Source organism: Rheinheimera sp. (assembly GCF_020217005.1).
Classification (GTDB): Bacteria; Pseudomonadota; Gammaproteobacteria; order Enterobacterales; family Alteromonadaceae; genus Pararheinheimera.
Genome location: NZ_JAIWOI010000046.1, coordinates 1 through 10,000 on the forward strand (window position 1 = coordinate 1; position 10,000 = coordinate 10,000).

The 10,000-nt window shown below is 47.3% G+C and carries 11 protein-coding genes and 1 pseudogene; 2 read left to right on the forward strand and 10 right to left on the reverse strand.

The window, feature by feature from the left end:
• The 8 genes and pseudogenes from LDL40_RS02285 to LDL40_RS02320 form a co-directional block, all read right to left on the reverse strand.
• Window positions 1-257, reverse strand: a pseudogene (locus tag LDL40_RS02285) (DUF885 domain-containing protein); the annotation flags it as partial.
• Between the two features lie 39 nt (window positions 258-296).
• The gene (hemW, locus tag LDL40_RS02290; RefSeq protein ID WP_300993385.1) at window positions 297-1,463 is read right to left on the reverse strand and encodes a radical SAM family heme chaperone HemW; all 1,167 of its coding nucleotides are present in this window, start codon (window positions 1,461-1,463) and stop codon (window positions 297-299) included.
• Entirely contained in the window at window positions 1,463-2,077 is a 615-nt protein-coding gene (rdgB, locus tag LDL40_RS02295) for an RdgB/HAM1 family non-canonical purine NTP pyrophosphatase (protein ID WP_300993388.1), read from the reverse strand. The genes hemW and rdgB overlap by 1 nt, the downstream gene beginning before the upstream one ends.
• A gap of 194 nt (window positions 2,078-2,271) precedes the next feature.
• Window positions 2,272-2,697 carry a DUF4426 domain-containing protein gene (locus tag LDL40_RS02300; protein WP_300993391.1) on the reverse strand — a complete coding sequence of 142 codons (426 nt, stop codon included), beginning with the start codon at window positions 2,695-2,697 and terminating at the stop codon, window positions 2,272-2,274.
• Window positions 2,697-2,987: a DUF167 family protein gene (locus LDL40_RS02305; RefSeq protein ID WP_300993393.1), complete on the reverse strand. Its 291-nt coding sequence runs from the start codon at window positions 2,985-2,987 to the stop codon at window positions 2,697-2,699. The genes LDL40_RS02300 and LDL40_RS02305 overlap by 1 nt, the downstream gene beginning before the upstream one ends.
• Window positions 2,988-3,530 (reverse strand): YggT family protein, encoded by a 543-nt coding sequence (locus LDL40_RS02310; protein WP_300993395.1) that lies wholly within the window; start codon window positions 3,528-3,530, stop codon window positions 2,988-2,990.
• A 9-nt stretch (window positions 3,531-3,539) separates the two neighbouring features.
• Entirely contained in the window at window positions 3,540-4,355 is an 816-nt protein-coding gene (gene proC / locus LDL40_RS02315; RefSeq protein WP_300993398.1) for a pyrroline-5-carboxylate reductase, read from the reverse strand.
• Window positions 4,348-5,037 (reverse strand): YggS family pyridoxal phosphate-dependent enzyme, encoded by a 690-nt coding sequence (locus LDL40_RS02320; RefSeq protein ID WP_300993400.1) that lies wholly within the window; start codon window positions 5,035-5,037, stop codon window positions 4,348-4,350. The genes proC and LDL40_RS02320 overlap by 8 nt, the downstream gene beginning before the upstream one ends.
• Before the next feature lie 42 nt (window positions 5,038-5,079).
• On the opposite strand from LDL40_RS02320, the gene LDL40_RS02325 reads away from it, so the two are divergent.
• Together LDL40_RS02325 and LDL40_RS02330 are read left to right on the forward strand one after the other, a co-directional pair.
• A complete protein-coding gene (locus tag LDL40_RS02325; protein ID WP_127023965.1) occupies window positions 5,080-6,144 on the forward strand; it encodes a type IV pilus twitching motility protein PilT in 1,065 nt (354 codons plus the stop codon).
• A gap of 5 nt (window positions 6,145-6,149) precedes the next feature.
• On the forward strand, window positions 6,150-7,268 hold the full coding sequence (locus tag LDL40_RS02330; protein WP_300993408.1) for a PilT/PilU family type 4a pilus ATPase: 1,119 nt from the start codon (window positions 6,150-6,152) through the stop codon (window positions 7,266-7,268).
• A gap of 154 nt (window positions 7,269-7,422) precedes the next feature.
• On the opposite strand, the gene LDL40_RS02335 is transcribed toward LDL40_RS02330, so the two are convergent.
• The gene (locus LDL40_RS02335; RefSeq protein WP_300993411.1) at window positions 7,423-9,798 is read right to left on the reverse strand and encodes an EAL domain-containing protein; all 2,376 of its coding nucleotides are present in this window, start codon (window positions 9,796-9,798) and stop codon (window positions 7,423-7,425) included.
• Window positions 9,799-9,802: 4 nt separating this feature from the next.
• The coding region (locus LDL40_RS02340) for a hypothetical protein (RefSeq protein WP_300993414.1) at window positions 9,803-10,000 on the reverse strand (198 nt) is incomplete at its 5' end.

Below are 10,000 nucleotides of genomic sequence, written 5' to 3' on the forward strand. Positions count from 1 at the left end.
TTATCACGATGGGCCTGAGATAAATCATCCCATTGATCGTAATTGGTTTTTAAGCCCAGGCTGGTTTGGGTTTCCGGACTATTATCGACCGACTGCTGGAAAATTTGTTCAAACAGCGCATCGGCTTTTTGGTTTTCAGTTAAAACTACGGTGGCTTCAATGACTTTGCTTTGATCGATAGGGGCAGGGGCCGGTTTACAGCCTGCTACTGTTGCCAGGCTTACCGCCAGCGCCAGTGCTGAGTAACGTAAATGCATAGATAAATGGACCTTCATTATTTGTCGTAGTTAGTTGGTTTAAATAAATAGCGATAGCAAATCATTCAGGTAGCGCGCGCCTTTGGCGCTGATTTGCCAGTGCAATTCTGTACTGTTAATTAACCCCAGTTGCTCTGCTTTGGCAAGTGCATCTTTTACAGATGTGATGGGCAGACCGGTATAAGCGCTGAAATCCTGCTTAGGGCAGGTTTCGAGTAAACGAAAACGGTTCATAAAAAACTCAAAAGCTCTGTCCTCTGGTGCGACTTCATTACACTCATCCAGATAACCTTTACTGATATCCATATAGCCTTTGGGGTGCTTGATTTTGACAGGACGGACAATTTGTCCTGTCTCAGGCAGGGTGATTTTGCCATGAGCGCCACAACCAATACCCAGATAGTCGCCATAACGCCAGTAATTCAGATTATGCCGGCATTGCTGACCGGATTGGCTGTAGGCCGAAATTTCGTACTGCGTATAGCCATGCCGTTGTAACAGCTGGTGGCCTTGCTCCTGAATATCCCATAAGGCTTCATCTTCCGGCAGCACAGGTGGGCGGGAAGCAAAGGCGGTATTAGGTTCAATGGTCAGTTGATACCAGGACAGATGCGGTGGTTTTAAATCAATAGCTTGCTGTAAATCGGCCAAAGCGCCTGTGACATCCTGCTCCGGCAGACCATGCATTAAATCCAGATTAAAGCTCTGTAGCGGCAGTTGGGCGGCAAGCTGTGCCGCTTTTATCGCTTCGTCGCAGTTATGAATACGGCCTAAGGCCTTGAGCTGCTCTGCCTGAAAACTTTGTACACCAATAGAAAAACGGGTCACGCCTGCTGCGACATAAGCAGCAAAACGCGCGGCTTCTACTGTGCCTGGATTGGCTTCCATGGTGATTTCGCAGTCTGCTGTCAACTGAAGTTCTGTGCGCACGCCATCTAAAATGGCCTGAATACCGTCACCGCTAAAAGTGCTGGGCGTACCGCCGCCAATAAAAATTGAGCTGATGGCACGGCCTTGTACATAAGACAAATCCTGGCGTAAATCGGCCAGTAAATGACTAATGTATTCCTGCTCTGGTATGCCTTGTTTCACTGCATGTGAGTTAAAGTCACAGTAAGGACATTTTTGAATACACCAGGGAATGTGGATATACAGTGCCAGCGGCGGCAGCTGCAGTGTAAAAGGATAAGCAGACACAAGGGCCATCAGTTGTGATCACCTTTTAACTGTTCACCTTTTAGCAAGGACACCAATAAGCGCAGCGCTTTGCCTCTGTGACTGAGCTGCTTTTTCTGCTCTGCTGTTAATTCTGCGGCAGTGCCGTTTGAATCATCAGGCAAGAAAATAGGGTCGTAACCAAAACCACCTGAACCTGCAGCGTCAAAAGCAATTTGGCCGTGCCAGATACCATGGGCTATCACAGGCACAGGGTCTTCTGCATGGCGGACAAAAGCCAGCACACAGTGAAACTGAGCAGCGCGTTCGCCTTGTGGCACTGCTTTTAAATCAAGCAACAACTGCTGCAGGTTTTTTAAATCATTGCCATGTTCACCGGCATAACGGGCGGAATAAATACCTGGTGCGCCGCCTAAGGCATCTACAGCTAAGCCTGAATCGTCCGCTATGGCGGGTAAACCCGTTAAACGGCTGGCATGACGGGCTTTAATCAGGGCGTTTTCAATAAAACTTAAGCCATCTTCAATAGCGTCCGGCACCTGAAAGTCGGACTGCGGCAACACCTGCCAGTCAAAAGGAGCGAGCAGGGCGGACAACTCGGCTAATTTGCCTTTATTACCAGTGGCTAAAACAAGTTTTTGCATTAGGGAAACCTTTGAAACAATTACTCTGACAGAGACGTCAGCTCTTTGTCTCCAAAGTAATTGGAGTTGCAGCGAGGCGACAAGTGCACAGTTCCCAGGAGCATAGCTTACTATGTGACTGGGACTACGACGCTCTTTTCATCCATCCAATCGGACGGTCAACAAAGCTGCGGCTTCAAGAACGAAGGAGAGTACTATTCGGTGTAAAAGACCTGAGAAAACTCCAGCTGCTGGCGTTCAGTGCCTTGCCAAATCTCCAGCTTAAAGTTCAGGTGTTTTTGGTCATGCACAGGCACCTGAGCCAGATAATAAATGGCGTCCCCTTCTTTGACTTCACGAAAGCTCAGTTCAATCTGCTTTTGTGTTAAATCTGTCGCAGTGCCGGAGATCCGCACTTGTTGTGCTTTTTGGTCTTTGCTATTGAGCACTGAGATATTCAGCACTGCCTGGTATTTGCTGCGTTGTAACTGGTAATTTTGGGCTATTTTGGCATCAAGCATAGTGCTATCAAAAGCAATGTAATGCACATCCCAGGGCCCCAGTACTTTCTTTTGTTCGGCTTGAACCGGACTTAAAAACAAGCCCAGAACCAGACTTGCAGCCAGCAGATAATTTTTCATCAGGACTCCAGATAAGGTTGTAAGGCGTCAGGCACAGTGCAGGGCGCGACAATACGCCATTTTTTCTGCCGGCTCAGTTCGCCTTTTTCCAGCTGCACCTGACGTTTTGCCACGTCAAAACTTTGCGCCAGAAACTGTTGTAAATGCGCGTTGGCTTTGCCATCGACAGGAGGGGCTTTAATAGCCACTTTAATGGCATCACCGTGCAGGCCTAAAAACTGATCGCGGCTGGCACCTGGCTGCACATGCAGTTGCAACAAAATATCGCCATTGGCCAGCCGGATTAACATTTAGAAACCACGTAACATATTGCTTAATAAAATCTGGATAAACTGAATGCCCAGCAGCACGACCAGCAAAGATAAATCCAGACCGCCTATAACAGGGACTACACGGCGAACCGGACGCAACAGAGGCTCGGTTAGCTGGTGCATCACCAGTTCCATCGGGTTGCGGCCCTGACTAAACCAGCTCAGTAATGCCCGGATCACTAAAATCCAAAACGCCAGTTGCAACGCTTCAGTGATCAACAACACCAGAGCACTTAATGGCAAGTAAACATAAATCACCTGGCCTAATTGCAGCAGCTGCACTATGGCAACATGCAGTACACAAATAGCAAAAGCAAAGATCAAACTAGCTGTATCTACCGGACCCAGGCTCGGTAAAAAACGCCGCAGTGGTATAATCACCGGATTGGTCGCTTTAACTACAAATTGACTGAACGGATTATAAAAATCAGCCCTGGCACTTTGTAACCAAATACGTAGCAGTACCACCATCAAATAGAGTTTGATCAGGCTGCTTAACAGAAAAAAGAATGCTTCGGTCATCATAAGTCCTTAGAGAGTTTTTGCCATTTCTTCAGCACGGCGTATCGCTGCATACATGGCGTCTTTGACCATGCTTTCAAGCTTGTGTTGTTTAAAAGTTTCTATGGCTTCGTGTGTGGTGCCACCTTTAGAGGTGACCTGGGCACGTAGCGCTTCAAAGGAGATGTCGGACTGAATGGCCATGGTTGCTGCACCTAAAGCGGTTTGTGCCACCATAGCTTTAGCCTGAGCTTCATCAAAACCCAATTCCTGTGCCACCTGCTGCATCGCCTGCATAAAATAGAAAAAATAGGCTGGCGCGCTGCCCGTTACCGCAATAATGGCGTTAATGTCCTGCTCTTTTTCCAGCCAGACGGTTTTGCCAGTACCAGTAAACAGCTTTTCAGCAAAAGATTGCTCGTACACAGAGCAGCGGCTAGGGAACAAACCTGTCACACCTAAACCCACTAAAGCCGGGGTATTCGGCATAGCGCGGATAATTCTGACCTGTCCCAGCAATTGCTCAAAGCGCTCGATGGAAATGCCAGCTGCGACTGAGATAAACAGCTTTTCCTGAGATTCCGGCGCTTGTTCCATGATCTGCTGACAAACTTCAGCCATCATTTGGGGTTTTACCGCCAGCACTATCACATCGGCTTTAGTCACAGCTTCGATATTGTCCGTGGTGGTTTCAATAGCGTATTGGCTTTTTAACGCCTGTAATTTTTCTGCATTGCGGTTGGCTGCAATAATGTTTTCAGCCGGATACCCCTGCTGAATCATGCCTCCGATAATACATTGCGCCATATTACCAGCGCCGATAAATGCCACTGTGTTATCAATCATTAGAAGGGATCCCTCTGGCTCCAAAAATGGCCGTGCCTAATCTTATCATAGTAGAACCAAAGCGCAGAGCCTGTTGCCAGTCATCTGACATGCCCATTGAAAGTTCTTTTGCATCAGGATGTTGCTGTTGCAATTGCAGTGACAGCTTTTGCATTTGTTCAAATGCTTCAGCGCCTTTTCCCGGCTCTGGAATCGCCATCAAGCCTTTAAGCTGAAGTTGGGGTAATTTGGCCACTGCGTCGGCCAGTGCGAACAGCTGATTGGGGTTTATGCCGGATTTTGACTCTTCAGCGCTGATATTGACCTGCAACAGCACCTGAAGTGGTGTTTTATCCGAAGGGCGCTGCGCTGATAAACGTTCCGCAATTTTTAGCCGGTCTATGCTGTGTACCCAGTCGGCATAAAGCGCTATGTCTTTGGTTTTATTTGATTGAATAGGACCAATAAAATGCCATTCAATTCCTGTCAGTTGCTGTAGTTCAGTGGCTTTACTGACCAGTTCCTGCACATAGTTTTCGCCAAAGGCGCGTTGTCCTGCATGGAAAGCCTGCTCAACTGCAGCCGCCGGTTTGGTTTTACTGACAGCGATCAACCGGCTTTGTTGGGTTAATTGCTGTTTTGTCTGAAATTCTGTAATGGCGTTGTAGGCTGATTTCAACGCTTCTGCTATGTTGTTTGTCATATCAATTCTGTTCTTAGCCCTTGCTTTGGAGTGCTTTTCATCATGGATATTACCGAATTACTCGCCTTTAGTGTGCAGCATAAAGCCTCAGACTTGCATTTGTCAGCTGGCGTACCACCTTTGATACGGGTGGATGGTGATGTGCGACGTTTAAATATTCCTGCGTTAGACCATAAAGCGGTGCACTCTTTGGTGTACGACATTATGAATGACCGTCAACGTAAAGAATACGAAGAAAAGCTCGAATCCGATTTTTCTTTTGAAGTACCAGGCTTAGCCCGTTTCCGTGTCAATGCTTTTGTGCAAAACCGCGGCGCTGCGGCGGTATTCCGGACTATTCCAAGCGATGTGTTAAGTCTGGAAGATTTAAATGCCCCTGATGTATTTCGTTCTATTTCTGACAATCCCCGTGGGCTGGTGCTGGTGACTGGTCCTACGGGTTCAGGCAAGTCCACCACTTTGGCGGCTATGATTGACTACATTAATACCAGCAAAAATCACCATATCCTGACCATAGAAGATCCTATAGAGTTTGTGCACCAGAATAAGCTGAGTTTAATCAACCAGCGGGAAGTGCACAGGGACACCCATAGTTTCAGTAATGCATTACGCTCAGCCCTGCGTGAGGACCCGGATGTGATACTGGTTGGTGAATTAAGGGATCTGGAAACCATTCGTCTGGCCATGACAGCGGCAGAAACAGGTCATTTGGTGTTTGGTACTTTGCACACCACCTCAGCACCTAAAACCATAGACAGGATCATTGACGTCTTCCCCGGTGAGGAAAAAGCCATGGTGCGCTCTATGTTGTCTGAGTCCTTAAGAGCTGTGATCTCTCAGACGTTGCTGAAGAAAAACGGCGGCGGCAGGGTGGCTGCGCATGAAATTATGTTGGGCGTGCCTGCGATTCGAAACCTGATCCGCGAAGATAAAATTGCTCAGATGTACTCCGTGATCCAGACTGGCGCTGCTCATGGTATGCAAACCATGGATCAATGCCTGATCAATCTGGTTAACCGTGGTGTAATTAACCAAAAAGACGCGCTGGCTAAAGCCCAGGATAAAAACTCCTTTAACAGCATGGGCAGTATGGGGCGAATGGGGTAACTGTTATGACTTTAGTAGACTATTTACACAAAATGGTTGAGGCCGGTGCTTCGGACTTGTTTATCACCGCTGGACTTGCCGCATCGGCTAAAATTAATGGTGAAATGCAGCCTATATCGGATCTGGTGCTGAGTCCTGAGCAATCTTTAGCTCTGGTATTATCGGCCATGACAGCTAAGCAACAATCGCAGTTTCAGCAGGAAAAGGAATGTAATTTTGCGATCGCCAATGATGCAGGACGTTTTCGGGTCTCAGCCTTTTGGCAAAGAGATCAGGCGGGCATGGTTGTCCGTCGCATAGTCACCACTATCCCCAAAGCCGATGATTTAGGTCTGCCGCCTGTATTAAAAGAAATCATTATGTCCAAACGTGGTCTGGTGCTCTTTGTGGGGGGGACTGGCGCCGGTAAATCGACTTCGCTGGCCGCTTTGTTGGGGTACCGGAATCAGAATGCCAGAGGCCATATTTTAACTATCGAAGATCCAATTGAATTTGTGCACGATCATCAAAAAAGTCTGGTGACCCAACGCGAAGTCGGAATAGACACCGAATCTTTTGAAGCAGCCTTGAAAAGCTCATTACGCCAGGCCCCTGATGTGATTTTAATAGGGGAGATCCGCAGTCAGGACACCATGGAATATGCGCTGTCTTTTGCTGAAACCGGTCACTTGTGTATAGCCACTTTACACGCCAATAACGCCAACCAAGGCATAGATCGCATTATGCATCTGGTGCCCAAAGAAAAACACGGCAAGCTGTTGTTTGACTTATCTCTGAATTTACGCGCCATAGTCGCCCAACAATTGGTGCCCACAGTGGATGGCAAAAAACGGGTGGCTGCTATTGAAGTCTTGCTGAATTCTCCGCTGATTGCCGATTTAATTAAACGGGGTGAGATAGGTGAAATTAAAGCGGTGATGAGCAAATCCCGTGAACTGGGCATGCAAACCTTTGATCAGGCGCTGTACGATTTATACAAAGCAGGCCAGATCAGTCATGCCGATGCACTGCATTATGCTGACTCACCCAACGATTTACGTTTGATGATGAAACTACAAGAGGGAACAACAGGATCAGGTTTACTGTCGGGCGTGACTGTGGCTGGTTTAACGGATAATGATTGACCCCTGAAATTGCAAACCATAGAAGAGGGGGGGATCTGCAGCCAGACGAAAGTAGCTGCACAGCGAGCAACCAGTCAATCACTCCGCAAAGCTGGTTTTTGGGGCTGGGGGATAGCCAGTTTACGCAACAGGGGTTACTCAATACCCTGGACCATCAGGTGAGTGGTCCGGGTCTGCCAAACAGATACCCCTGAGCTTTGTCGCAGCCAATGTCTTTAAGCATCTGATACTGGCCGGAGGTTTCGACACCCTCAGCAATAATGTTCAGGTGCAAAGCTTTACCCAAAGCACAGATAGCCCTGACTATTTCGGCACTGTTGTTATCCTTCTCCAGACTGACAATAAAGGCTCTGTCTATTTTTAAACAATCAATGGGCAGTTCTCTCAGCCGGCTGAGTGACGAATAACCTGTGCCAAAATCATCAACCGATATACGGGCTCCAAGACTGCGTAACTGCTCCAGCGTGCTGAGCATATTTTGACTTTGGCTCAGCGCTGTTTCTGTGATTTCAAAATAAATCAGTGACATAGACAACTCAAACTTTGCTGCCAGCAACCTTATTTTCTCTGCTAACAGCTGGTCTTCCAGTTGTCGTACTGACAAATTAATAGAGACAGTAATGTTTGTGCCATAGCGGCCTGTCAGATCCGCAATGTCTTTGAATACCTGCTGCAGTACCCAATCTCCTACTTCGTTAATCAGGCTACTTTGTTCCGCCACTTTAATAAAACGGTCGGGCGGGATAAAACCCATAGTAGGGTGCTTCCAGCGGATCAGCGCTTCGAAGCCTCTGAGTTGCTCGTCGGTAAGCCTTATAATAGGTTGGTAGTACATCAACAGTTCGTCTGAATTGTGCAAGGCGGCTTTCAGGTCTTTTTCTATCTGTACTCTTTGCCTGGTTTTTTCTGCCATGAGTGGATTAAAGAACGTGAACCTGCTTCTGCCGTCATCTTTGGCGGCAAACATAGCCAAATCTGCGCATTTGAGCAGTTCTTCATAGCTGGTGGCATCGTCCGGATAACAGGCAATCCCTATGCTGGCTGAAACGTTGACTATGTTGTCCTGTAATAAAATATCCTGAGCTATAACCTGAAGTATTTTTTCGGCAATGTGGAGACAATCGGATGGATGATGTATGTCCGGCACCACTAAGACAAACTCGTCTCCGCCGACACGAGTGGCGACATCTCCGGCACGGGTTAGCTTGCAGATCCTGGCCGCGACTTCTTGCAATAGCAAATCACCGGCATGGTGGCCTAAGGTGTCATTCACCAATTTAAAACCATCCAGATCCAGATACAAAATACCTAACATGCTGCGGTTTCTGCTCGCCCGGACCAGTTCAGTTTTCAGCATTTTCTCCAGTTTTACTCTGTTACCAAGACCAGTTAAGTGATCATTAAACGCCAGCATGGCAAGATTCTCTTCTGCTCGTCTGAGTGCTGATATATCCGAGAACATCACTACATAATGACTAATAGCACCTTTAGTCATAGGTGCCCGGACTTTGCAGAGGTGCTGCCAGGTCGGAAAAAGCGACCCATCTTTGCGTTTACATTCCACTTCTCCGCTCCAATGACTGGAACTAAGTTCCTGCAACCGCACTGATACCGGAGAGGTTTGCTGCTTCGGATATAAAAAGTCATCTGGCTTCAGACCTTTTATTTCTGCTTCGGTATAACCTGTGACCAGAGTAAAGGCGGGGTTTACCGTTAAAACCTGTCCAAGATTGTCCAGTACTAAAATAGCTTCAGAGGTCGTTTTGAACACTGTGTTGGCCTGGCGCAGCTGCAGTTCCTCTTTTTGCTTATGAGTCACATCACGCAGCAATCCGCTGATTATTTTTTGCTTTTCTGACAATTGAAAATGACCAAACAACTCCAGATAACGCGGTGCTTTGCTTTGCCCGGACATAAAGACGGCATTAAAATCCCGCTTACGGGCAAAGAGTTTTGATAAACGTGGATGCTCATCGTTAGCCAGTATCGCTTTGAGCTGTGAAAGTCCTCCGGCAGACGCTGAGGCTGAGGATGAAACATCATAAAGGTCGTTGTCTATCTCCAGTTGGTCTGTGGTTAAATTCAATTGCCAATGGCTCATTTTGGCAGCTCCAAGTGCCAGTTGCAGACGCTGCTCTGAGCTTTTTATCTTGAGTTCTGCTTTATGCCTTACCAAGGCCATACGAATACTGGCTTCCAGCTCACGGCGGTCAAAAGGTTTGATTAGATAGCCATGAGGCGAGGACTTTTCTGCTTGCTCCAATACATTTTCATCACAATAAGCGGTCAGGAAAATAACGGGCACATCCATTTGTCTTTTTAAATGTTCGGCCGCTTCGGTGCCTCGCATCTTATCTGCCAGTTGAATATCCATCAGCACCAAATCGGGTGGGTTCTCCAATGCCTTGGCGACAACATCTTCACCACGGGCTACTGTACCTGTCACCTTATGTCCCAGATCTTCCAATGTGCTTCTCAGGTCCAAAGATACGACGTATTCATCTTCTACTATCAAAATATTATTCTGCATAACCTTAATCCCTGGTCGATGAAAAATGAATGGAGTAAAGGGTACCCTGCTGACGACTAAGATCTATTCGTGCACCTAACTGCGCAATAAAAGCAGGGATCAACTGCATACCCAGCGAGTTGCCCTGTCCCAATTCAACAGTAGCTGGTAATCCAATACCATTGTCACCTATGGTCAGGGTTATTCCGTTAGTGCTTTGCAT

What these genes read in the sequence shown, in the direction of transcription:
- rdgB (WP_300993388.1), bottom strand. Translation starts at nt 2,077, where the DNA reads ATGCAAAAACTTGTTTTAGCCACTGGTAATAAAGGCAAATTAGCCGAG.
- LDL40_RS02335 (WP_300993411.1), bottom strand. Translation starts at nt 9,798, where the DNA reads ATGCAGAATAATATTTTGATAGTAGAAGATGAATACGTCGTATCTTTG.
- LDL40_RS02305 (WP_300993393.1), bottom strand. Translation starts at nt 2,987, where the DNA reads ATGTTAATCCGGCTGGCCAATGGCGATATTTTGTTGCAACTGCATGTG.
- LDL40_RS02310 (WP_300993395.1), bottom strand. Translation starts at nt 3,530, where the DNA reads ATGACCGAAGCATTCTTTTTTCTGTTAAGCAGCCTGATCAAACTCTAT.
- LDL40_RS02300 (WP_300993391.1), bottom strand. Translation starts at nt 2,697, where the DNA reads ATGAAAAATTATCTGCTGGCTGCAAGTCTGGTTCTGGGCTTGTTTTTA.
- LDL40_RS02320 (WP_300993400.1), bottom strand. Translation starts at nt 5,037, where the DNA reads ATGACAAACAACATAGCAGAAGCGTTGAAATCAGCCTACAACGCCATT.
- LDL40_RS02330 (WP_300993408.1), top strand. Translation starts at nt 6,150, where the DNA reads ATGACTTTAGTAGACTATTTACACAAAATGGTTGAGGCCGGTGCTTCG.
- proC (WP_300993398.1), bottom strand. Translation starts at nt 4,355, where the DNA reads ATGATTGATAACACAGTGGCATTTATCGGCGCTGGTAATATGGCGCAA.
- hemW (WP_300993385.1), bottom strand. Translation starts at nt 1,463, where the DNA reads ATGGCCCTTGTGTCTGCTTATCCTTTTACACTGCAGCTGCCGCCGCTG.
- LDL40_RS02325 (WP_127023965.1), top strand. Translation starts at nt 5,080, where the DNA reads ATGGATATTACCGAATTACTCGCCTTTAGTGTGCAGCATAAAGCCTCA.